Source organism: Microvirga arsenatis (assembly GCF_009910705.1).
Taxonomy (GTDB): Bacteria; Pseudomonadota; Alphaproteobacteria; order Rhizobiales; family Beijerinckiaceae; genus Microvirga; species Microvirga arsenatis.
Genome location: NZ_JAAAXJ010000006.1, coordinates 152,442 through 177,430 on the forward strand (window position 1 = coordinate 152,442; position 24,989 = coordinate 177,430).

Genomic DNA, 24,989 nt, shown 5'->3' on the forward strand with positions numbered 1-24,989 from the left:
AACAGTCTTTCGCCCAGAGGCGTATGACGTCTCCTCAAGAGCCGCGTGAGGCTCCCGTATCGCATCGCACATGAGGAGAAGAAGATGCGCAAGATGATTGTTCTCGGTGCTCTCGTGGCGGCTCTCGGCGTGGCTGGCGGCGCCGGCGCTGCCGAAGTCGAAGTCAAGATGCTCAACAAGGGCGCGGACGGGGTCATGGTGTTCGAGCCGGCCTTGGTGAAGATCAACCCCGGCGACACGGTCAAGTTCATCGCCGCCGACAAGGGCCACAACGCCGAGATCATCGACACGATGATGCCCGAGGGCGGCAAGAGCTTCGTCGGCAAGATCAACGAGGAGATCGCGGTCACCTTCGACAAGCCCGGCGTCTACGGCTACAAGTGCAAGCCGCATTACGGCATGGGCATGGTCGGCCTGGTGGTGGTCGGCGATGCCGACAATGTGGAGAAGGCGAAGGCCGCGACCCATCCGGGCAAGGCGAAGCAGATCTTCTCCAACCTCTTCGACAAGCTCGCCACGCAGACGGCCGCGAAGTAACGGCTTCGGCCTCGTCCCGAGCGCCGCCGCAGGACCCATGCGGCGGCGCTGCCATTGCGCAGCGGTTCCATGGCAACGCTCGACATCAGCTTCAAGCCCGAACGCGCCCACCTGCGCAAGCCCAAGCGCGGCGTGATCGCCGAGAAGGTCGTTCCGCAATCGGTGACCGGCCGCTACCGGCGCATCAAATGGCTCGTGCTGACGGCCTGCCTCGCCATCTACTACATCCTCCCGTTCCTTCGCTGGGGCAGAGGAGAGGGGCAGCCCGGGCAGGCTGTGCTGTTCGATGCCGAGCGCGGCAGGCTCTACTTCTTCTTCATCGAGATCTGGCCGCAGGAGGTCTATTACCTCACGGGCCTGCTCGTGCTGGCGACCCTCGTCCTCATCTGGATCAACGCGGTCGCAGGCCGCATCTGGTGCGGCTATCTCTGCCCGCAGACGGTCTGGACCGATCTCTTCCTCCTGGTCGAGCGCTGGATCGAAGGCGACCGGCGCGAGCGGCTGAAGAAGCAGGGTGCTCCGCTGACGGCGCGCCGCATCGGGGAGATCGGCGTGAAGCATGCGATCTGGATCCTGATCGCCATGGGGACAGGCGGTGCCTTCGTCCTCTACTTCGCGGATGCGCCGACCCTGATGCTCGAAATGGCGACGGGCCGGGCCTCCGTCATCGCCTACAGCTGGGTCGGCATCCTGACCTGCACCACCTATACGCTGGCCGGATTCGCGCGCGAGCAGGTCTGCACCTGGATGTGCCCCTGGCCCCGCCTGCAGGGCGCGATCTGGGATCCGGAAGCGCTCACCGTCAATTACCGCGACTACCGCGGCGAGCCGCGCGGCTCGGCCAAGAAGGCTGCGGAGCTCAAGGCCAGGGGCGAGCCGGCCGGCGATTGCGTCGACTGCACGCAATGCGTGGTGGTCTGCCCCATCGGCATCGACATCCGCGAGGGTCCCAACTTCGCCTGCATCAATTGCGGCCTGTGCGTCGATGCCTGCGACAGCGTGATGAGCAAGCTCGGGCGCCCGCGCGGGCTCATCGACTACGAGGCCTGGACGAATATCGAGCGCGGCCGCCTCAAGGAGCCGCCGCGGCGCCGGGTGATCCGGCCCAAGACCATCGGGCTCGGCCTCTCCGTCGTGGCTCTCGCTGCGCTCATGGGTGTGAGCCTCGGCATGCGCAGCGACGCCAAGCTGATCGTCATCCACGACCGAAACCCTGTCTCGGTGACGCTCTCCAACGGGCAGACGCGCAACGGCTACACGATCCGCCTCTACAACAAGGGAGGCGAGGAGCGCTTCTTCCGGATCGGTCTCGCCGGTCTTCCCGATGCCGCCCTCGAAGTGGTGGGTGACGACGACCTCGTGGAAGTGGCGCCGGACGCCACGCGCGAGCTGCGCGTCCTCGTCTCGGCCGAAGCCCACGGCCGGCTCTCCATCGCATTCACGGCAACCGACGTGGCGACCGGCAAGAGCATGGTCGCCGAAGATATGTTCATCGCCAATGAAGGAGGCCGATGATGGCTCCCATTCCCCGTCTGCGGGCCTACGAGGGACCCGCGCTCCTCTCCTACGGCTTCCGCCCCTTCTTCCTGTTGGGCTCCCTCTATGCGGGACTCGCAATCCTGACATGGCTGCCGATGTTCTACGGGGAGCTTGCGCTCTCGAGTGCCTTCGCCCCGCGCGACTGGCATGTCCACGAGATGCTCTACGGCTATCTCTCGGCGGTCGTTACCGGCTTCCTGCTGACGGCGGTTCCGAACTGGACGGGCCGCATGCCGCTTCAGGGCAGGCCCCTGCTCGCGCTGGTGCTGATCTGGGCTGCGGGGCGCGTGGCGGTCACAACCTCCGCCTGGATCGGATGGCAGGCCGCTGCGCTCGTCGATGTGTCCTTCCTGATGGCGGTTGCGGCGGCGATCGCGCGCGAAATCGTCAAGGGGAGGAACTGGCGCAATCTGAAGGTGCTGACGGCGCTCGGCATCCTCACGGCCGGCAACATCGTCTTCCACCTGGAAGCCCATTTTCAGGGCTCGGCCGAATACGGCATCCGGATCGGCATCGCCGCGACCATGATGCTGGTGATGGTGATCGGGGGGCGCATCGTCCCGAGCTTCACCCGCAACTGGCTCGCGCGCGAGAACCCCGGCCGCCTCCCGGCTCCTTTCGGCACCTTCGACATGGTCTCGACGGCAGCAGCGGGCGCTGCCCTCCTGGCTTGGATCGCCCTGCCGGAGTGGCGGGTGACGGGCGTGGCCCTCGTCGCGGCAGGCCTCGTCCAGGCGGTTCACCTGGCGCGCTGGGCGGGCGACCGAACCTGGCGGGACCGCCTCGTCCTCATCCTGCACGTGGCCTATGCCTTCGTGCCGCTCGGCTTCGTGCTGACGGGTCTGGCCGCCCTGGGGGTGATCCCCGCGGGAGCCGGCATCCACGCCTGGACGGGCGGGGCCATGGGCGGGATGACCCTTGCGGTGATGTCGCGCGCAAGCCTGGGCCACACGGGGAGAGCCCTCGTGGCGACGCGGACGACGCAGGCTCTCTACGCCCTGATCGTCGTTGCCGCCCTGGCGCGCATCTTGGCCGTGCTCATGCCCCACTGGACGACCGCCTTGATTCATCTGGCCGGGGCTGCCTGGGCGGCCACCTTCATCGGCTTTGCCCTGACCTACTGGAACGTCCTCGCCCGGCCGCGCGTGAAAGCCTGAGCCTTGCGTTAGATCAAAGCCTTCCCACGCTTGCCGGCATCTCATGGCAAGCGAAGGAGAGGGATCTTGGCTGTGACTCATCACCCGACAAGCGCCTGGGATGGAGCCGAGGATGCTGCGGAGACCGTCGCATCAGGGGAGGTCGTCGCATGGGGTGACGGAAACGCCGCTCTCGATGCGGGAGGGGCGGGGTTCGGCCTGGAGGGGTGGGGCTGTGCGGGATGCCAAGCCTCGGGCCATTGCCGCCAGGCCTCGAGCGAGGGCGAGGGGCCGGTGGTCCGGAGACCCTGCCTGACATGACGGCGCAAGCTTGAGGCTCATCGCCGGTCGATGGCCGCTGACCGCCTTGGACATAACCCGCTCAAGGGGTTGAATTCGATAGAGCCTCGCAAGCAAACAAGTGGCAGATCAAGGCATGGGGCTGATCTGGAGTTACAAAGAAACAAAGTTATTCTGACCTAGAGGACGATCAGGTCTCTCAGGCAGTAATTTGAAAATGTGCTGTTAACGTCGTTTTGATATCACGGCGATCATCAGCAGAAGTCCTGTTGACAACTCAATGAATATCTACAGATTCTATTCTGTAGAAGCACGCTATCCATGGCGGATTGGAAGCCCCTCGCCGAGGCCGCTCCAAAGGCATGATGCCGCCCCGCCATACCGGTGCAAGCCCGGTATTCCCCGCGAAATCGCTGCTTTCCGCATCCCGAAGCCGAAAGGCTACATGGTTCGATCATGGATACGTCTGCCGTCTCGCCCGGGACATCGGCGGTTCCTGCCCATCCCTGGCTGACCAGCCCCCTCAAGGGCGTGATCGGCAGGTTTGGCATCGCCTTCCTGTTCCCGGTCCTCGAGGCCACGCTGCTGATCACTCTGCTGGCGTTGGCGCTGCCGGTGGCGTTGCTGCAGGTCTATGACCGCATCCTGCCGAACAAGGCCGTCGGCACATTGGCCGTGCTGGCGACGACAGTGGCGATCGCCATTCTTCTAGAAGCCGTGATGCGGCATGTGCGCGCCAAGATCCTTGCGAGGGTTGCCGCAACCTCGGAGACCCAGGCGCACCGCCAGGCCATGCAGCGCCTGCTGAACGCGCCTCTCGCGGCTCTGGAGGCGCATGGCAACGGCTACTACGCCGAGCGCCTGTCGGCGATCGGCACCCTGCGCGAGGCGTGGTCCGGCCCTGCCCTCCAGGCCATGCTCGATCTGCCGTTCGCGCTGCTCTACCTGGTTGGGATCTGGTACCTCGCCGGCTCTCTGGTGCTGGTGCCGCTCGCCCTCCTCGCCGGCGTCGCCCTGGTGGCGGCGCTGACCGGGCGCTGGGTGCGTCGGGCGGCGCACGATCTGGCCCTGGCGGAGGAGCGCCGCTTCAACTTCCTGTTCGACACCCTGGGCTGCATCCACGCCATGAAGGTGCTGGGCACGGAGCCCTTGCTCGAGCGCCGCTACGAGCGCCTCCAGAGCGGCTCGGCGCAGATGCGCCGCAAGCTTGCGCGCACCATCGCAGCTGGCCAGGAGGGAGGGTTGCTCCTCGCCCAGGCGGCCACGATCGGCGTAGCCGCGTACGGGTGCCAGATGGTGCTGAACGGGCAGCTCAGCGTCGGCGGCCTGGGCGCCTGCACCATGCTGGTCGGGCGCACCATGCAGCCGCTGCTCGGCGGCGTGGCGCTCTGGTCGCGCCTGCAGTCGCTCGCGGAGAGCCGCAGGCGCGTCGCCGAGATCGGCGCGCTGCCTCAGGAGCATCAGCGGGATCGTCCCACGCTGCAGGTTCATGCGGGCCAGGTCCGCCTGCAGGACGTGAGCTTCCGCAGCGCCTCGCATGCCGATTGGCTGTTCGACGGCGTGACCCTCGACATTGCAGCCGGCGAGGTGATCGGCATCACCGGCTCCAACGGCTCGGGCCGCTCCAGCCTTCTGCGCCTGATCGCGGGCGACCTGCGCCCCAATGGCGGCAGCGTCTGGATCGATGGGCAGAACCTCGCGCAGACCAATATCGGGTCCGTGCGCCGGCTCGTCGCCCTGGTTCCGCCCGATCCCGCGCTCGTGCGCGGCACGCTGCTGCAGAACCTCACCATGCATCAGCCCGAGCGCGAGGCCGCGGCCCTGCGTTTTGCGACGGAGCTCGGACTGGATCAGGTGGCCAGCAGCCTTCCGGGAGGGTGGCACACGCCCGTCGGGGTCGCCGCAACGCCGCTGCCCCGCGGCGCCGCCCAGCGCATCGCGATCGTGCGCGCGCTGATCGAGGAGCCGCGCATTCTTCTCCTCGATGACATCACCTCCCAGCTCGATGCCGACAGCGATGCCCGCCTGGCGCGTCTGCTGGCGCGCCTGCGGGGCGAGGTGACGGTTGTCATCGTCACCCATCGTCCCTCCACGCTCAGCATCGCCGACCGCGTGTTCGCGATCCGCAGCGCTCGACTGGAGCCCGCGTCATGAGCCTGCATCAGGGGGAACGCCAACGCGACCTGCTGCACCTGCCGGAGGACCTTCTGGCGCCGTCCGATCTGACGCGCTGCCTGACGGTCATGCTGTGGCTGATGGAATGGTCCGGCAGCGCTGACGACCTGCTGGCGGCGCTGCCGCATGCCAAGCCCGAGATCGACCTGACCGACCTGCGCAACACGCTGGCCATCCTCGGCTATCCCACCGAGATGCAGCCCCTGCGCCGCGCACGGCTGGATCCGCGGCGGCTGCCTGCCATCCTGCTGACGCCGGGCGAGCCCGCCGCCGTGATCTACCGAACCGAGGACGGCCAAGTCCTGCGCATCGACGGCGCCACCGGCGAGGTCGCTCCCTGCGTGCCCAGGAAGCTGCGCGGCACCCTCGTGCGGCTGGCGGAAGCGGTCTCCACGGGGCCGCGCCAAAACTGGTTCAGCAGCGTCGCGCGGCGCTTCGCCGGCGATCTGCCGGCGCTTCTTTCGATGAGCGGGCTGATGGCGCTGCTCGGCCTTGCGGTGCCCGCCTTCACCATGACCATCTTCGACACGGTGATCGCCGGCCGCAGCCCTGAAACGCTGCCGATGCTGGTCGTGGGCGTCGTCGGTGCCGTCGTCATGGAGGTGATGTTCCGCGTCATGCGCCAGCGCGCCCTGCTGCGCATCGCGGAGCGGCTCGACCGCCTCGTGCCGAATGCGGTCTTCACGCAGCTGATGTCCCTGCCGACCGCCCTCGTGGAGCGCGCCGGCACCGCGGCGCAGGTGTCGCGCCTGCGCGACTTCGCCGCCATCCGCGAGTTCCTCACCGGCAGTTTCGCGGTGGCCCTGCTGGACATGCCGTTCACGCTCCTGGTCGTGGTTCTCATGATCGTGCTGGGCGGCTGGATCGCGCTGGTGCCGGTCGGAACGGCTTTGGGCTTCGTGGTCCTGTTCCTGATCTCCCGGGCGCCGATGCGCCTTGCCATCGAGCAGGCGGCCCGCAGCAGCCAGGCGCGCGAGGCGCTGGCCGTCGAGGCGCTCGAGGCGGTGCGCACCCTGAAGCTCACCGGGGCGGAGGAGCGCTGGATCGAGCGCTACACCGCCGCTGCCGCTGCCGCCGCCGCCGCATCGGCGCGGGTTGGAACCCTCTCCGGCCTCGTACTCGCCGCGAGCCAGGCGCTCGTGACGCTCTCCGGGCTCGCAGCCGTGGTCATGGGCGTTCTCTCCGTCCTCTCGGGGGCCATGACCGCAGGCGCGCTGATCGCCGGGATGATGCTCATCTGGCGCGTGCTGGCCCCCATGCAGACCTGCTTCGTCATGCTCTCGCGCTGGGAACAGACGCAGGCCTCCATCCGCCAGGTGGACAGCATGATGGCGCTGGAGACCGAGCGTCCGCCGCCCCTGGAGGCGCGGATGGCGCCTCCTGAGCAGGGCGCCATCGTCTTCCACCGCGTCACCCTGCGCTACATGCCGCAATCCGAGCCCGTTCTGGCCGGCGCCAGCTTCTCCATCGAACCCGGTCAGGTGGTGGCCATCACGGGAGCCGAGGGCACCGGCAAGTCCACCCTTCTCCTGCTCGTCGCCGGCCTCTACCGCCCGCAGGGAGGGCTGGTGCGGATCGACGGGCACGACGTGCGCTCGTTCAACCCCGCCGTGCTCAGGCGCAGCATCGGCTGGGTGCCGCAATCGCCGAGCCTGCTCTATGGCACGGTGGCGCAGAACCTTCGCCTCGCCCGCCCCAGCGCCACCGATGCAGACCTGCGCGCGGCCGCTGCGGAGGCCTGCGTTCTGGATGCCATCGAGGCCCTGCCGCAGGGCTTCGACACCCGCGTCGGCGACAACCAGAGCAGCCGGCTGCCGCGCAGCATCCTGCAGCGGATCGCGCTTGCCGGCGCGCTTCTGCGCAATGCGCCGATCCTTCTCCTCGACGAGCCTGTGGCCGGGCTCGACGACGCCTGCGCCAAGGCCTTCACCGACGTGATCGCCTCCCGCCGCGGCCGCTGCACCATCCTCATGGCTACGCACCGCCCGAGTCATATCCGGCTGGCCGACCGTGTCCTGCGCCTGCGCGACGGTCAGGTCGAGGAGGTGGAGCCGCAGATCGCTCCCGTCGGTCCTCGGCCGACGCGAGCCTCCATCGGCGGCCCGGTGGCCCAAGCTGCCTTCGCGAGCGTCCCCGCCGCCAACCCGCTCAGAGGTGGTTGATGAGCAATCCTGCAACACCCGCCGATCTCAAGTCCGACACCCCGGTTGCCCGCCCGCCCGTGCTGCCGCGGGCCAGCCGCCTGCCGCGGCCCGACAGCCACGTGCTGGCGCTGGAGGAACTGCGCGTCCACGGCCTGGAGCGCGCATTGGTGCTCGGCACGGGATTGCTGGTGGCCGGAGCGCTGACCTGGGCGGCGATGACCCATGTTCCGGAGGTGGCCATCGGCGTCGGCGACCTTGCGCCCGCGGTCGCGCCTGCCCCGGTGCAGCATCTGGAGGGCGGCATCGTCACCGAGGTGCTGGTGGCGGAGGGCGACATGGTGGAGGTCGGCCAGCCTCTTCTGCGCATCCACGATGCGGCCACGCAGTCGGAACTGTCGCAGGCCCGTCTGCGCCTTGAATCCCTGCAGCTGCAATCGCAGCGCCTCGCTGCCGCGGCCGATGGCAACATGGTCGCCATGGACCTGCGCGGACGCCGGGATTCCGGCCGGATCACGCTGGCGGATGCCGGCGGAGAAACGCAATCCCTGCCGTCCCCCGTCAAGGGTGTCTTCGCAGCGCCGCAGCGCGCTGCCCTGGACTCGCGGCTGCGCGCCATGGCTGACCGGGTCGCGGTGCTTCAGGAGCAGGTGGCGCAGCGGCGAAGCGAGCTGACCACGCTGTCCGGCCAGATTGCGGCCCTGCACGAGCAGATGACGCTGCATGCCAAGGAACTCGGCATCCGCGAGGAGCTGGCCCGCGGCGGCCTGACGACACGTCTTGCCGTTCTCGAGGCCCAGCGCCTCTTCATGAGCACGAAGGCCGAGCACGAGCGGCTGAGCAACCAATATGCCACCGCGCAGCGCAGCCTTGCCGAAGCGGAGGCGCGGATCGTCGAGATCCAATCCGCAGCGGTGGACGATGCACGGCAGGAAGCGGCCCGGGTCGCCCTCGAGATCGCCGAGACCGCCGAGGTCGTGCGCAAGCTCGAGGACAGGGCCGAGCGCACCATGGTGCGGGCGCCGATCGCCGGCGTGCTGCGCGGATTGGCGGTGCACCGCCCCGGCACGGTGGTGCCGCCCGGCGGTCTGGTCGCCGAGATCATGCCGCAGGATGCGCCCCTGGTCGCGAATGTCCGCCTCCTGCCGCGCGACATCGGCTTCATCAAGGCCGGCCAGCCGGTTCAGGTGAAGGTGCAGGCCTTCGACTATGCCCGCTTCGGCTCCGTCGAGGGAACCGTCGAGCGCGTGTCGGCCGGCACCTTCCTGGACGAGCAGAAACAGCCGCATTATCGCGCGCGGGTCGTGCTGAGCCAGCAGCATGTCGGCCCCAATCCGCAGCATGCCCAGCTCGTGCCGGGCATGACCGTGCAGGCGGACATCACCACCGGCAACAAGACGGTCCTGCAATACCTGCTGAAGCCGATCTACTCCGCCATGGCCGCCTCCTTCCACGAACGCTGAGAGCATGCATCCGATGACCCAGCAGATTGACCTCACGATCCCCTTCGATGCCAGCGTTCTGGACGAGGAGGCCCTGCGGGCTCTTCGTGCCGTCCAGCGGACGATGCCGAACGGCGATGGCAGCGCGGGCGGCACGCTCGTCGGAGGCACGGAGGCGGCGGCAGGACTCGGCATGGCCCAGGGGACGCCGACGGGAGCCGCGGCACTTCCTCCGCATGCCATCGCAGTGACCGAGGCGGGGCGGATGCCGACGCCGAGCGAACCGGCGGCGAGACCGCTCGACCCGGCGCCCAACGGTGCGTCGGAACTGTCCCTCGACCTCGTCGCGCCGGAACTCGCCCTCGCCGTGCCCGCAGCCCATCAGAGCGGCGCGATGCAGCGAAGGCTCGTGACGCCTCAAGCCTCCAGCTACATCCCCTCGGAGGAGGATGCACCAGCGAGGGAGGCGGCGGCGCCATCTCCGTCAAGCGATCCTGACGACCGGATCGTGGTCACGCCCCCGGTCGGCGAACAGCCGGAGCCGGAGGAGCCCACGGACAGCACGGCCGAGACGCCCATGCTCCAGGTAGCCGACGCCGCCGGCCTGGAGGATCGTGCGATTGCTCTCGATCTGTCCGCTGCACTGACCGACACCGACGGTTCGGAGGTTTTGTCGCTGACGATCCTCGGGGTGCCGGACGGCGCCACCCTGTCCCACGGCACGCGCCAGGCCGACGGCAGCTGGAGCGTCGATCCGGCCGATTTGGCGGATCTGACGATCACGCCGCCGCAGAACTTCTCCGGATCGTTCGAGCTCACGATCCAGGCGACGGCGCGCGAGACCTCCACCGATGCCGCCTCGACCGTCAGCATGTCGTTGCGTGTACGGGTTGAGGCTGTGGCGGATGCGCCTGTTCTGCAGGTGCACGATGCGGCGGGTCAGGAGGATCGGCCGGTGGCGCTCGATCTCTCGGCGGCTCTCGTCGACAGGGATGGGTCGGAGGTGCTCTCCATCGTCATCTCCGGCCTGCCGGAGGGGGCGCGTCTTTCCGCCGGGCTCAACAACGGCGACGGCTCCTGGACCCTCACCCCCGCCCAGCTCTCCGGCCTCACCCTGACCCCGCCCGCCGACTGGAGCGGCGCCGTCAGCATCACCGTGCTGGCGCATGCCCGCGAGACGTCGAACGGCTCGGTGGCCACCACCCGGTCAACCTTCAGGGTACAGGTGGAGGGGGCGGCGGATGCGCCGTCGCTGCAGTCGGCCGATGCTGCAGGCCGCGAGGACGAGGCGATTGCCCTGAACCTCTCCGCCGCGCTCACCGATGCCGATGGGTCCGAGACGCTCGCGATCAGCATCTTCGGCGTGCCGGCAGGCGCCGCGCTCTCGCACGGCAGCAGGCAGGCCGACGGCAGCTGGAGCATCGATCCGGCCGACCTGCCGCATCTTGCACTCACCCCACCCCACAACTTCTCCGGCCCGATCGATCTGCGCGTGCGGGCAACCTCCCGGGAAGCCACAGGACAGACCGCCACCACGGAGGCCACGCTCACGGTCGAGGTCGAGGCGGTGGCCGACACGCCGTCGCTGCACGTAGCCGATGCTGCAGGCCGCGAGGACAGCGCCATTCCCGTCAACGTCTCCGCCGCGCTCACCGACACGGACGGCTCCGAGATGCTGTCGGTGGCGATCCTCGGCGTGCCGGCAGGCGCCGCGCTGTCCCATGGCTCGCGTCAGCCGGACGGCAGCTGGAGTGTGTCCCCGGCCGACCTGCCGCATCTGACGATCACCCCGCCGCGGGACTTTTCCGGCCCGATCGATCTGCGCGTGCGGGCAACCTCCCGGGAGGCGACGGGCGGGAGCGCCGTCACGGAGGCCTCGCTCCGGGTCGAGGTCGAGGCGGTGGCCGATGCGCCCGTGACGAGCGCCCACGACGTGACCGCCAGCGAAGGTCAGCCGATCGCCCTCGACCTTTCCGCAGGCCTGACCGATCGCGATGGGTCCGAGCTCCTGTCCGTCAGCATCCTTGGGATTCCCGATGGCGTGCTGCTGTCTCACGGCGTGCGCCAGGCCGACGGCAGCTGGAATGTGTCCCCGGCCGATCTGGCGCATCTCACGCTGACCGCGCCTCAGGATTATTCCGGCCGCTTCACCCTCACGCTGCAGGCAACGGCGCGCGAGGTGTCGAATGGTTCCGTGGCCACTGCTCGCAGCACGTTTCAGGTGCAGGTCGACGGCGAGGCTGATGCGCCTGACGTCAGCGCGCAGGATGCGCGTGGGCACGAAGATCGGGCGATTGCCTTGAACCTGCAGGCGGCCCTGACGGATGTGGACGGCTCCGAGGTTCTGTCGGTCCAAATCCTCGGGGTTCCTGACGGAGCCGTGCTCTCACGCGGCTCGCGTCAGCCGGACGGCAGCTGGAGCGTCGATCCGGATGATTTGAGCGCCCTTTCCATCACTCCGCCGAGGGACTTCTCAGGCCACTTCGAGCTCACGCTGCAGGCGAGCTCGCGGGAGAGCGCGACCGGTGCGGTGGCGACCACTCAAGCCACCTTCCAGGTGCAGGTGGAGGCTGCGGCGGACGCGCCCGTGGTGAGCGCACGCGATGCCACCGGACTCGAGGACCAGCCTGTCTCCCTCGACCTGTCGGCCGTGCTGGCGGATACGGACGGGTCCGAGGTGCTGTCGGTGGCGATCTTCGGCGTGCCGGCAGGCGCCACGCTCTCCCACGGCACGCGTCAGCCGGACGGCAGCTGGAGTGTCGATCCTGTCGATTTGCCGAATCTTTCGCTCACGCCGCCCCAGAACTTCTCCGGCACGATCCAGCTCGATGTGCGCGCCACCGCCCGCGAGACTTCGAACGGTTCCGTCGCCACCACCCATGCTCCTCTTCAGGTGCGGGTGGCGGGCGTCGCCGACGATCCGACCCTGATCGCGCACGATGCCATGGGGCAGGAAGATCGGCTGATCCCGCTCGATCTGTCCGCTGCGCTCACCGACACGGATGGCTCGGAGGTTCTGTCGATTGCCGTTCTCGGCGTGCCGGCCGGTGCCTCCCTGTCCCACGGCAGCCGAGCCGCCGATGGCAGCTGGCAGGTCGATCCGTCCGACCTGCCTCGCCTGTCCCTGCTGCCGCCGCAGAACTTCTCAGGACCTATCGATCTCACCGTCGAGGCGCAGGCTTCGGACGGATCGACCGCCACCCGCCGCGCCGATTTCCGTGTCCAGGTTGAGGCCGTGGCCGATGCGCCGGTGCTGCAGGTGCATGATGCGGCCGGTCAGGAGGATCGGCCCATCCCGCTCGATCTCTCCTCTGCTCTCGTCGACACGGACGGGTCGGAGGTACTCTCCATCGTGCTGGCGGGGCTGCCTGCTGGCGCGCGTCTTTCCGCTGGAACGGACAATGGCGACGGCACCTGGACCCTTGCTCCCTCCCAGCTCTCCGACCTCACCCTGACTCCGCCCGCCGACTGGAGCGGCGCCGTCACGCTCACGGCAACGGCGGCCGCCCGTGAGACGTCGAACGGCTCAGTGGCCACCACCCGCGCTACCTTCCAGGTGCAGGCGGAGGCTGTGGCCGACGCGCCGTCGCTAAGGGTGGCGGACGCCGCTGGCCGCGAGGACACCCCTATTGTCCTGAATCTATCCTCAGCCCTGACCGACACGGACGGCTCCGAGATGCTGTCGGTGGCGATCCTCGGCGTGCCGGCAGGCGCCGCGCTGTCCCACGGCACGCGTCAGCCGGACGGCAGCTGGAGTGTCGATCCCGCCGATCTGCCGAACCTTACCCTCATGCCCGCACCCAATTGGAGCGGAACGCTTGCCCTGTCCCTCAAAGCGGTGACAACAGAGACATCGACAGGCGCGACGAGCACCCGTTCGCTTCCATTCACGGTCCATGTGGAGGCGGTGGCGGATGCGCCGGTGGTGAGCGCACGGGATGCCAGCGGGCAGGAGGATCGAGCGATCCCGCTCGACCTCTCGGCAGCCCTGAGTGACACCGACGGCTCTGAAAAGCTGTCGGTGAGCATCCTCGGTCTTCCGGATGGGGCATCTCTTTCCCATGGCACGCGCCAGCCGGATGGCAGCTGGAGCGTGGCGGCGGTTGACCTCCCTCATCTTGTGCTGACACCGCCGCGGGACTTTTCCGGGACGATCGATCTCGACCTGCAGGCAACGACGCGTGAGATCTCAAATGGGTCTACGGCCACGACGCAGGCGAGGATCCAGGTTCAGGTGCAAGGAGTTGCGGATGATCCGTCGCTGCGGGCACATGACGCGCTCGGCCTGGAGGATCAGGCGATCCCACTCGATCTGTCCGCTGCACTGACCGACACCGACGGTTCGGAGGTCCTATCGATCGTGATCTCCGGCATGCCAGAGGGGGCTTCCCTCTCTCATGGCATGCGCCAGGCCGATGGAAGCTGGAGCGTCGATCCGGCCGATCTGCCGCATCTTTCCTTGCTTCCGCCCAGGAATTTCTCGGGACAAATCGACTTGGCCATTGAGGCAGAAACATCCGAGGGTTCGACGGCGTCCAGTCGCGCCGACTTCCGTGTTCGGGTTGAGGCTGTGGCGGATGCGCCTGTTCTGCAGGCGCACGATGCGGCGGGTCAGGAGGATCGGCCGGTGGCGCTCGATCTCTCGGCGGCTCTCGTCGACAGGGATGGGTCGGAGGTGCTCTCCATCGTCATCTCCGGCCTGCCGGAGGGGGCGCGTCTTTCCGCCGGGCTCAACAACGGCGACGGCTCCTGGACCCTCACCCCCGCCCAGCTCTCCGGCCTCACCCTGACCCCGCCCGCCGACTGGAGCGGCGCCGTCAGCATCACCGTGCTGGCGCATGCCCGCGAGACGTCGAACGGCTCGGTGGCCACCACCCGGTCAACCTTCAGGGTACAGGTGGAGGGGGCGGCGGATGCGCCGTCGCTGCAGTCGGCCGATGCTGCAGGCCGCGAGGACGAGGCGATTGCCCTGAACCTCTCCGCCGCGCTCACCGATGCCGATGGGTCCGAGACGCTCGCGATCAGCATCTTCGGCGTGCCGGCAGGCGCCGCGCTCTCGCACGGCAGCAGGCAGGCCGACGGCAGCTGGAGCATCGATCCGGCCGACCTGCCGCATCTTGCACTCACCCCACCCCACAACTTCTCCGGCCCGATCGATCTGCGCGTGCGGGCAACCTCCCGGGAAGCCACAGGACAGACCGCCACCACGGAGGCCACGCTCACGGTCGAGGTCGAGGCGGTGGCCGACACGCCGTCGCTGCACGTAGCCGATGCTGCAGGCCGCGAGGACAGCGCCATTCCCGTCAACGTCTCCGCCGCGCTCACCGACACGGACGGCTCCGAGATGCTGTCGGTGGCGATCCTCGGCGTGCCGGCAGGCGCCGCGCTGTCCCATGGCTCGCGTCAGCCGGACGGCAGCTGGAGTGTGTCCCCGGCCGACCTGCCGCATCTGACGATCACCCCGCCGCGGGACTTTTCCGGCCCGATCGATCTGCGCGTGCGGGCAACCTCCCGGGAGGCGACGGGCGGGAGCGCCGTCACGGAGGCCTCGCTCCGGGTCGAGGTCGAGGCGGTGGCCGATGCGCCCGTGACGAGCGCCGGCAACGTCAGCGGTCTCGAGGATAACCCGATCCCGCTCGCCCTGTCGGCGGCCTTGAGCGACACGGACGGCTCGGAAGCGCTGTCGGCGAGCATCACCGGCGTGCCGGCCGGCTTCTCGCTGTCCCACGGCACGCGTCAGGCCGATGGGAGCTGGAGCGTCGATCCGGCCGATCTGCCGCGTCTGTCGCTCACCTCGCCCGGCAACTTCTCCGGCAATCTCGACCTCAGCCTGCATGTGACGTCGCGGGAAAGCGCGAACGGCTCCGTCGCCTCCCGTGAAACCCCGTTCCGGGTGCATGTTCAGGCCGTGGCGGATGCGCCCGATGTGGTTGTTCGCGACTTCCAGGGCTCGGAGGACCAGGCGGTGAGCCTTGCCGGCCTGGGCGGGGCGCTGCGCGACACGGACGGTTCGGAGAGCCTGAGCTTCGTGCTCAGCGGTTTGCCCTCAGGCGCCAGCCTCTCGGCCGGCACCAAGCAGGCGGACGGCTCCTGGCTGCTCACCCCCGCCCAGCTCACCGGGCTGACCCTCACCCCGCCCGCCAACTTCTCGGGCAGCCTGCCCCTGAAGCTGACGGCGGTTGCAACGGAGGCGTCGGATGGGAAGCCGACCGCCCGCACCAGCGGCGAGTTCAACGTTCGCCTCAATCCGGTGCTCGACACCAGCAGCATCGGCGGCAATGTCTCCGGATCGGAAGACACGGACATCACGCTGCGCCCGACCTTCACCCTCAATGACCGGGACGGCTCGGAGACCTGGTCGGAGTTCACGCTCATATCGGGCGTTCCGGCCGGAGCGGTGCTCAAGGGCAGCACCCGCATGGTCGAGGTCTCGCCCGGCACGTGGCAGGTGCCCACGTCCGATCTCATCGGGCAGCGGATTGCGATCCGTCCGCCGCAGAACAGCGACAACGACTTCACCCTGACATTCACGGCCACCCAGACGGACACCGGCAACGGCACGAGCGTGAGCCGCACGGTGACCGGCACCAGCAGGGTTACGGTGAATGCCGTTGCGGATGCGCCTGTCGCTACTGCCGCCAACGTTGCCGGCAACGAGGACACGGCGATCCGGCTCAACCTGTCCGCTGCTTTGACGGATACGGACGGGTCGGAGACGCTCACGGTCACGATTCTCGGCGTTCCTGCCGGTGCAATGCTCTCGCACGGAACGCGTCTTTCGAACGGGAACTGGGTCGTTCAGCCCGCCGATCTGCCGAATGTTTCGCTTACGCCGGCGCGCGATTTCTCCGGCCCGATCAACCTGACCCTGCAAGCCACCTCGCGAGAGACCAATGGCGGGGCGCAGCGGACGACGACCGTAAACTTCCAGGTGCAGGTGGAAGGCGTCGCCGATGCGCCGGGGCTGCGTGTCAGCCCTGCCGTGGGCGACGAGGACCACGCCATTCCGCTCAATGTGAGCGCCTGGACGACCGATCGCGACAATTCCGAGAGCCTCGTTGCCATCAGGCTCATGGACGTGCCGGACGGCGCGGTGGTGAGGGCCGGCGGCCTCGTGCTGACGCGTGAGCCCGACGGCTCCGTGCTCGTGCAGCCTGGGGCGATCAGCACCCTGACGGTCACGCCGCCGCCCAACTCCGACGCTGATTTCACGCTGCGGGTCACCGCCATCTCGGCAGAGCCGAACGGCAGCCGCGCCGAGAGCACCCCGATGACCCTGCCGGTCACCGTCCGGGCCGACGCGGACGCTCCCGTCATGACGGTGGCGAGCGCGAGCGGATCGGAAGACACCGGCATTCCGCTGAACCTGGCGGCGACCCTGCCGGATGCCGACGGTTCGGAGACGCTCAGCTTCGTCATCTCCGGCCTGCCGGAGGGCGCCAACCTGTCCGCCGGCACCTATCGGGGCCCGGGCGTCTGGTCGCTGACTGCCGAAGAAGCCAGAACGGTGGTGCTGACGCCTCCGGCCGATTTTGCCGGCACGATCAACCTCACCGTCACCGCCGTCTCGCAGGAGCGCAACGGCGGCGATCAGGCCTCCACCCGGGTCACCTTCCCGGTCACCGTGGGCGCCGTCCTCGACGCGCCCGCCGTGGGCGGGCTCGACGGAACGTCCGGCAACTGGGGCTCCATGCGCGGAGCGGAGGATCAGCCGATCCCGCTGCGCCTCGATCCGGGCCTGGCGGACCGCGACGGGTCCGAAAAGGTGGTGGGCGACATCCTCATCGGCGGCATCCCTCCGGGCGCAGTCTTGAGGCTTGCCGACAACAGCGTGGTGAATGCCGGTCCGGATGGCCTCTACCGCGTTCCCTCGAGCCGCATGGAAGGCGTCACCCTGACCATGCCGCATGACAGCGACCAAGCGGCGACCCTCACGGTGCGCATGACGGTGGAGGATTCCGGCGGCGTGCTGACGACGATCGGCGGCCGGATGGTGGTCGATCCGGCAGGAGATGCGGATAATCCGGTTCTCATTCCCGACCCGTCGACCGGATCAGGTCATAACAGCACCAGCGCGGACGACGGGTGGATCCCGCTGGATGTCACGGCGGCACCGTCGGACACCGATGGATCCGAATCGCTGACGATCTGGATCAGGGACGTGCCGCAGGGCGCCTCCCTCTCGGCCGGCATTCCCGCCGGCAACGGCGTGTGGCTGGTGCCGGTCGCCTCCCTCCCCACCCTGCAGATCCGCCCACCCGCGGGCTTCAGCGGCAGCTTCACCCTGACGGTCACGGCGGTGGCCACCGAGCGGGAGGGCGACCAGGCTGTTCGAACCGAGATGCTCCCGGTGACAGTGACGGCGCCTGCAGGCGGCGGAACCGGGGGAGGGGACGGATCGGGAACCGGGCCCGGGACTGCTCCGGCCGCCCAAGAGCCCGTCCTGGAGGTTTCGGATGCGGCTACCCTCGAGGATCGGGCGGTGCCCCTCGCGATCAGCGCGGATCTCGCCAACAACGATGGCGGCCGTGAAACTCTAGGCATCCGGATCGACGGCGTGCCCGCTGGCGCGCGCCTCACGGCGGGTGTGCGGGATCCCGCGACAGGCGCCTGGGTGCTGCAGCCGGATCAGCTCGATGGCGTCAGCTTGGTACCGCCTGCCAATTACTCTGGCACGATCTCCCTAACAGTGACCGCCGTTTCCACGGAGGCAACAGGCGACGAGGCGACCACGATGCAGCAGCTCGACATCGCTGTGACGGCGGTGGCCGACAGCGCTGTCATCAGTGCTGCACCTGCCACGGCGGCAGAGGATGCGGCGGTGGCGCTCAACCTCAACATCCGGCCCGGGGACGGTGACGGCAGCGAGACCGTGACCGCCGTGCTGCTCTCAGGCCTTCCGGCAGGAGCGCGCATCGAAGGCGCCGGCGTCACGGACAACGGAAACGGCACCTGGTCGGTCGATCCGGCTCGCCTGTCGGACGTGCGCCTGATCCCGCCTGCCGACAGGTTCGGCACCTTCGACGTGACGGTGACCGCAACCGTGCGGGAGGTGAGCAACGGAGACACCCGCAGCACCTCCGAGCGGGTGTCCGTTCGAGTGACGGCTGCGGCCGATGCGCCGGATGTCGTCGTCCACGACGCTACAGGGCAGGAGGACCGGCCGGTGGCGCTCAACCTGTCGGCGGCTCTCGTTGACAGGGATGGCTCTGAGGTGCTCTCGGTGGTGCTCACCGGCCTGCCGGAGGGGGCGCGTCTTTCCGCCGGGCTCAACAACGGCGACGGCTCCTGGACCCTTACCCCCTCCCAGCTCTCCGGCCTCACGCTGACCCCGCCCGCCGACTGGAGCGGCTCCGTCTCCCTGACCCTGCTGGCGCATGCCCGCGAGACCTCCAACGGCTCGGTGTCGACAACGCGCGCCACGTTCCAGGTGCAGGTGACGGCGGAGGCGGATGCCCCCGTGGTGAGCGCGCGCGACACCACCGGCCTCGAGGACCAGCCGATTCCCTTAAGTCTCGCCGCTGCCCTGACCGACCGCGACGGCTCGGAGGTTCTGTCGCTGGCGATCCTCGGGGTGCCGGCAGGCGCCACGCTCTCCCATGGCACCCGCCAGGCGGACGGCAGCTGGAGCGTCGATCCTGCCGATCTGCCGCACGTGGCCATCACGCCGCCGCAGAACTTCTCCGGATCGTTCGAGCTGACCCTGCGGGCCATCTCTCGTGAGGGCGCCACCGGAGGTACCGCTACTGCCGAAACCACCCTGCGCCTGCAGGTGGGAGCCGTGGCGGATGCGCCCGATGTGGTTGTTCGCGACTTGCAGGGCTCGGAGGACCAGGCGGTGAGCCTTGCCGGCCTGGGCGGGGCGCTGCGCGACACGGACGGTTCGGAGAGCCTGAGCTTCGTGCTCAGCGGTTTGCCCTCAGGCGCCAGCCTCTCGGCCGGCACCAAGCAGGCGGACGGCTCCTGGCTGCTCACCCCCGCCCAGCTCACCGGGCTGACCCTCACCCCGCCCGCCAACTTCTCGGGCCAGTATGCTCTCACGCTCACCGGCATCGCCACCGAGAGCACCGGCGGCAGCGCCCGTACGGCCGCAACCTTCACGGTGAGCGTCAACCCAGTCGTCGATGCGGCCACTACCAGCGGGTCGAGCACGGGGGCGGAGGACACGCCGATCCTGATCAAGCCCACCTTCACCCTGCAGGACCTGGACGGCTCGGAGGCCTGGTCGGCCTTCACCCAGGTGTCGGGCGTGCCGGCGGGCGCGAGCCTGAGCCACGGCACGCAAACCGCGCCGGGGGTGTGGCAGGTGGCCACCGCGGATCTGCAGGCAGGACGGGTGCTGCTGCAGCCGGCTGCCAACAGCGACAATGACTTCACCCTGACGCTCACGGCCACCGTGACGGACAGCGGCGCCGGGACGAGCGCGAGTCGCGTGGTGACAGGCACGCACAATGTGGTGGTCACGGCGGTGGCGGATGCGCCGGTGGTGACCGTGCATGATGCGGCAGGCCGGGAGGACCAGCCGATCCCGCTCGAACTCTCGGCCGTGCTGGCGGACACCGACGGCTCGGAGGTTCTGTCGCTGGCGATCCTCGGGGTGCCCTCGGGCGCTACGCTCTCCCATGGCACCCGCCAGCCGGACGGCAGCTGGAGCGTAAACTCCGCCGACCTGCCGCATCTGGCGCTGACACCGGCGCCCGATTGGAACGGCACGCTGCATCTGACGCTTCGTGCCACCGGCACGGAGACCGGCGGGCAGTCGGCGACGACCACGCGCTCGTTCACGGTGACCGCAAACGCGGTGAACGATGCGCCCGATCTCGCTGTCACCGGTGCAAGCCCCGTGGATGCAGGAGCTCGCCAGGCCGACGCGTTCAGCCTCGTGGAGGCGGACGACCGGGACAGCGCCCGGCTCGGCGGGGCGACGATCACCCTGTCGGGGGGGCAGCCCGGCGACAGCCTCGACCTCGACGGCTACACCCTTCATGTCGAGAATGGGCGCATGATGGTCGGCGATACGGGAATTGAGGTTGTCGGCGGCGGTTTTGCGGCAGGCACGCTGACCCTGAGCGGCCAGGCCCCTCCGGAGACCTATGCGGCGGTTCTGCAATCCCTGGTGCTCGAGAGCGGCCATACCTCCGGTCTTGCGGCAGGCTCCCGCACGATCGCGGTGACGCTGTTCGACAGCGAGGGAGCGGCCTCCACGCAAAGAAGCGTCGACGTCATCGTGGACGAGGCGGAGCCACCCCCCGCTCCAGCCCGTGCCTCGGCAGCCGCAGCCTCCTCTCAGCAGACGCAGAGCGACGCCGGAATGGACTACCTCGTCCTGATGTCCGACGACACGCAGGAGGCCGGCGCCAGCGAGGCCGGCTCATGGACGGAGCAGATCGACGCCGACGGCGCTCCGGGGTCTGAAGCGCAAGCGGCTGCGGACCTCAGCCAGCCTGCGCCCGATCCTGTTCAGGGGATCGATCCCCTTCAGGTCGAGGCGAACAGGGTTCATTGGACCTGAAGGAGACGGCAGAACGGGGCTCTCATGCGGACCCCGTTCTGAACCCGGAGCAACCTGACCTGCCGGATCCTCCTGGAAAGTCGGCAGCTAAGCGTTGACTTGCAGCGGCGCGGCCCGATCTAAGGCTCGGAGGCAACCCTTCGCCGCCATCAACCCTGGTGCGCCTTCTCCATGAGACACTCGCTCCCGCCGTCTTCCGAGAAGGCTTCCGGCCGGTCACCGTCGGTTCTCAGCTTCCTGTCCGGCGGAGGCGCCGCGGGCGCGCTCATGCGTGCGCACCGGTGGTCCGCAACCCCCCTCGGGCCACCGGAGGGCTGGCCGCAAGCCCTCAAGACCCTGGTCAGCATCATGCTGGGCTCGAACCAGCCGATGTTCGTCGCCTGGGGTGCGACTCGCACGCTGCTCTACAACGATCCCTACAGCGAGATTCTCGCCAACAAGCATCCCTCCGCCCTGGGCCGCGACTTTCTCGAGGTATGGCATGAGATCCGAGCCGATCTCGTGCCGATCGTCGAGCAGGCCTATCAAGGCGAGCCCGTGCAGATGGACGAGATCGAACTCACCATGCACCGTCGCGGCTATCCGGAAGAAACCCACTTCTCGTTCTTCTACTCGCCCGTGCGCGATGAGACTGGAGCTGTCGCCGGCCTGTTCTGCGCCTGCACCGAGACCACGCGCCAAGTTCTGGCTGAGCGGCGCCTGCGCGAGAGCGAGGCACGCTTCCGGGCGGTGCAGGAGACCTCCATCGACGGCTTCATGGTGCTTGAGGCCGTACGGGACGGGAGCAACCAGCTCGTGGATTTCCGCTGGGTCTATGCCAACGAGGCCGCCGAGCGGATCGTTGGCAAGCCGCGGGACTGGTTCGTCGGCCGCCGTCTGCTCGAGGAGATGCCCGCCAACCGCGACGAGGGGCTGTTCGACGCCTATGCCCGCGTGGTCGAGACCGGCAGGCCCTGGACGAGCGAGTTCACATACCGGCATGAAGGCGTGGACGTCTTCATCCGCGTCATCGCAGCCAAGGTCGGAGACGGCTTCGCCGTCACCTTCGCGGATCTCTCCGAGATCCGCCGGACTGAGTTGCAGGTACGCGGGAGCGAGGAGCGACTGCGGCTCGCCTTCGCCGCCGGTGGCCTCGCAGCCTGGGAATGGGACATTCCCTCCGGGAGGGTGACCTGGTCCGACAGTCTGCTGGATGCAACCGGGCTGAGGGAACAGGGCTTCGGCGGCACATTCCAGGACTTTCTCCAGCTTGTGCATCCCGACGATCGACTCGAAGTCGAGGCGGCACTCAAGCGTGCGTTGATGGGCGATGCCGACTACGCCGCCGAGTTCCGGATGCTGAAGCCCGACGGCTCAATCCGATGGACATCGACCCGCGGGAGGGTCGTTCGCGACGAGAGCGGCCAAGCAGTCCGGATGGTCGGCTACGACGCCGACGTCACCGAGCAGCGGCATGCCGAGGAGCGGCTGCGCGCAAGCGAGGCCGAGGCGCGCCGGACGGCGACCTTGCTGGAGCTTCTGATCGAAACCGCCCCCGATCCGATCTGGACCAAAGACGAGGACGGGCGTTTTGTGCTCGTCAACTCCGCCGCAGCCCGGGTGATCGGCCGATCCCGCAAGGAGCTGCCTGGACTGCGCAATCGCGACCTGCTGCCGGAAGAACGCGCCCTGTTCTACGATGCGGAGGACGAGCGTATCCTCCGCGACGGCGCTGCCCTGGACAACGAGGAGGTGGTGCATGACAGCACCCGCAACGAGGAGCGCACCTTCCTGAGCGCCAAGGTCCCGCTTCGCTCGCCCGACGGAACGGTGATCGGCATCCTGGGGCTTGCCCGCGACATCACCGAGCGCAAGCAGATCGAGGCGAGGCTGCGGGAATCCTCCGAGCGCATCCAGCTTGCGCTGGATGCCGGCGCGATCGTCGGTACCTGGGTCTGGGATGTGCCGGGTGATCGGTTCACCGCCGACGAGCGCTTTGCCCGGTCCTTCGGCCTGGATCCGGAACTCTGCCGCATCGGCCTGCCGCTCGAGCAGGTGATGACCTCGATCCATGAGGAGGATCGGTCCCGTGTGGCGGGCGCGGTCGCCGAAGCCCTGGGCCGCGGTGGGCCCTACCGCTGCGAGTACCGGGTGCGGCAGCACGATGGCGGTTTCCGCTGGATCGAGGCAAACGGGCGCGTCGAGCTCGCGGACGATGGATCCCCCGTGCGCTTCCCGGGCGTGCTGCTCGACATCGAGGAGCGACGGGCGGCGGAGGCCGAGCGCGACCGGGCAACGGCGTTGCTGCACACCTTCATCGAAGCGGTGCCGGGCGTGGTCTATGCCAAGGACCGCGAGGGCCGCATGCTCATGGCCAATCACGGGACGACCGAACTCATCGGCAAGCCGCCGGAGGAATATCTTGGTCGGACGGATGCAGAGTTCCTCGACGACAAGGTCCAGGCCGAAATCGTCATGGCCAACGACCGGCGCATCATGGAAGCCGGCGTATCGGAGCAGATCGAGGAAGAGGTTCGCAGACCCGACGGTACGCCCGCAATCTGGTTGTCAACCAAAGCGCCGCTTCGGAACAGGGCCGGGGAGGTCATTGGGCTGATCGGGACATCGATCGACATCACCGATCGCAAGCGGACTGAAGCCGCGCTCGTGGAGAGCCGGAGGAAGCTGCGCCGGCTCAATGAGACGTTGGAGCAGCGGGTTGCCGAAGCCACGGCCGAGCGCGACCGGGTCTGGCGCAACTCGCGCGATCTTCTCGTGGTGGTGGGTTCCGACGGGATCTTCCGCGCCATCAGCCCGGCATGGGAACGCGTCCTCGGCCATACGCCGGAGGAGGTGGTGGGCAAGAGCTATCTCGACTTCATCTGGCCCGACGATACGGATCTGACGCAGGGCGGCCTCGACGACGCATCCGCCGGACGCGACCTCACCGACTTCGAGAACCGCTACCGCCACAAGGATGGAGGCTATCGCTGGATCTCCTGGCACACGGCCGTCGAGGGCGACCTCGTTTATGCCTACGGCCGAGACGTCACCGAGGAGAAGCAGCGCCGGGCAGAACTCGAGCAGGTGCAGGAGGCGCTGCGCCAGAGCCAGAAGCTGGAGAGCATGGGCCAACTCACGGGTGGTGTGGCGCACGACTTCAACAACCTGCTGACCCCGATCATCGGCGGTCTCGACATGCTCCAGCGCCGGGTCGCGGATGAGCGTCTGCGGCGGCTGGTCGACGGAGCGCTCCAGTCGGCCGAGCGCGCCAAGACGCTGGTGCAGCGCCTCCTGGCATTCGCACGCCGCCAGCCGCTGCAGCCCATGGCCGTCGACCTGCCGCAGCTCGTCGGAGGCATGGCGGACCTCGTGGCCAGCACCTCGGGTCCGCGGGTGAAGGTGGTGGTCGACGTCAAGAAGGATCTGCCGCCGGTCAAGGCCGACCCCAACCAGCTCGAAATGGCGATTCTGAACCTGGCCGTGAATGCGCGCGATGCCATGCCCGATGGGGGCCAGCTCACGATTGCCGCGGCGGAGGAGATGCTGCAGGAAGGGCATCGTTCGAATCTGCCGGGCGGCCGCTATGTGCGGCTGTCGATTTCCGACACGGGGATCGGCATGGACGAGACGACGCTGGCACGGGCCATCGAGCCGTTCTTCTCCACGAAAGGGATCGGCAAAGGCACAGGCCTTGGCCTTTCGATGGTGCATGGCCTCGCCGCCCAGCTTGGCGGGGCGCTCACGATCCGGAGCAAGCCCGGCATGGGAACGAGCGTCGAGCTGTGGCTGCCGGTGGCGACACAGACGGGTCATCAGCTGGACAGGGCGCCGGACGCGGTGCCCCTTGCCGCGGCAGGAACGGCCCTGCTCGTCGACGACGAGCCCATCGTGCGGGCAAGCACGGCGGACATGCTCTCGGATCTGGGTTACGCGGTGGTCGAGACATCGTCGGCCGAGGAGGCGCTGGCGCTCATCGAGGGCGGACTGGAGCCCGACGTGGTCCTCACCGATCACCTGATGCCTGGCTTGACCGGCACGGACCTCGCCCGGCTTCTGAAGGCAAGGCGGCCCGCGATGCCGGTCCTGATCATCTCCGGCTATGCCGAGGACGAGGGCATCAGCCTCGATCTTCCGAGGCTGACCAAGCCGTTCCGGCAGAGCGAGCTTGCGGAGAGCCTCGGCGCCCTGTCGAAGCTTACAGGGTTCACCGCATCGCAGTGAAAGG

The 24,989-nt window shown here is 68.6% G+C and carries 8 protein-coding genes; all 8 read left to right on the forward strand.

Annotated elements, in window-relative coordinates:
• Window positions 1-84: 84 nt before the first annotated feature.
• The 8 genes from GR303_RS13540 (at window position 85) to GR303_RS13575 (ending at window position 24,985) form a co-directional block, all read left to right on the forward strand.
• Window positions 85-537, forward strand: coding sequence for a pseudoazurin (locus tag GR303_RS13540; RefSeq protein WP_161722775.1), 453 nt, complete (start codon window positions 85-87; stop codon window positions 535-537).
• A gap of 69 nt (window positions 538-606) precedes the next feature.
• Window positions 607-2,052, forward strand: a complete 1,446-nt coding sequence (gene ccoG / locus GR303_RS13545) for a cytochrome c oxidase accessory protein CcoG (protein WP_161722776.1) — start codon at window positions 607-609, stop codon at window positions 2,050-2,052.
• On the forward strand, window positions 2,052-3,233 hold the full coding sequence (locus tag GR303_RS13550) for an NnrS family protein (RefSeq protein ID WP_161722777.1): 1,182 nt from the start codon (window positions 2,052-2,054) through the stop codon (window positions 3,231-3,233). Before ccoG ends, GR303_RS13550 begins: the two co-directional genes overlap by 1 nt.
• Before the next feature lie 735 nt (window positions 3,234-3,968).
• The gene (locus GR303_RS13555) at window positions 3,969-5,666 is read left to right on the forward strand and encodes a peptidase domain-containing ABC transporter (protein ID WP_161722778.1); all 1,698 of its coding nucleotides are present in this window, start codon (window positions 3,969-3,971) and stop codon (window positions 5,664-5,666) included.
• Complete coding sequence (locus GR303_RS13560; RefSeq protein WP_161722779.1) at window positions 5,663-7,849, forward strand: peptidase domain-containing ABC transporter; 2,187 nt, start codon at window positions 5,663-5,665, stop codon at window positions 7,847-7,849. The genes GR303_RS13555 and GR303_RS13560 overlap by 4 nt, the downstream gene beginning before the upstream one ends.
• Window positions 7,849-9,291: an HlyD family type I secretion periplasmic adaptor subunit gene (locus GR303_RS13565; RefSeq protein ID WP_161722780.1), complete on the forward strand. Its 1,443-nt coding sequence runs from the start codon at window positions 7,849-7,851 to the stop codon at window positions 9,289-9,291. Before GR303_RS13560 ends, GR303_RS13565 begins: the two co-directional genes overlap by 1 nt.
• Before the next feature lie 13 nt (window positions 9,292-9,304).
• Window positions 9,305-20,782 (forward strand): Ig-like domain-containing protein, encoded by an 11,478-nt coding sequence (locus GR303_RS13570; RefSeq protein WP_161722781.1) that lies wholly within the window; start codon window positions 9,305-9,307, stop codon window positions 20,780-20,782.
• A 171-nt stretch (window positions 20,783-20,953) separates the two neighbouring features.
• Window positions 20,954-24,985 (forward strand): hybrid sensor histidine kinase/response regulator, encoded by a 4,032-nt coding sequence (locus GR303_RS13575; RefSeq protein WP_161722782.1) that lies wholly within the window; start codon window positions 20,954-20,956, stop codon window positions 24,983-24,985.
• The last annotated feature ends 4 nt before the right edge of the window (window positions 24,986-24,989 follow it).

Excerpts from the sequence above, each read along its gene's own strand:
- GR303_RS13540 (WP_161722775.1), top strand. The coding sequence starts at position 85 with ATGCGCAAGATGATTGTTCTCGGTGCTCTCGTGGCGGCTCTCGGCGTG.
- ccoG (WP_161722776.1), top strand. The coding sequence starts at position 607 with ATGGCAACGCTCGACATCAGCTTCAAGCCCGAACGCGCCCACCTGCGC.
- GR303_RS13550 (WP_161722777.1), top strand. The coding sequence starts at position 2,052 with ATGGCTCCCATTCCCCGTCTGCGGGCCTACGAGGGACCCGCGCTCCTC.
- GR303_RS13555 (WP_161722778.1), top strand. The coding sequence starts at position 3,969 with ATGGATACGTCTGCCGTCTCGCCCGGGACATCGGCGGTTCCTGCCCAT.
- GR303_RS13560 (WP_161722779.1), top strand. The coding sequence starts at position 5,663 with ATGAGCCTGCATCAGGGGGAACGCCAACGCGACCTGCTGCACCTGCCG.
- GR303_RS13565 (WP_161722780.1), top strand. The coding sequence starts at position 7,849 with ATGAGCAATCCTGCAACACCCGCCGATCTCAAGTCCGACACCCCGGTT.
- GR303_RS13570 (WP_161722781.1), top strand. The coding sequence starts at position 9,305 with ATGACCCAGCAGATTGACCTCACGATCCCCTTCGATGCCAGCGTTCTG.
- GR303_RS13575 (WP_161722782.1), top strand. The coding sequence starts at position 20,954 with ATGAGACACTCGCTCCCGCCGTCTTCCGAGAAGGCTTCCGGCCGGTCA.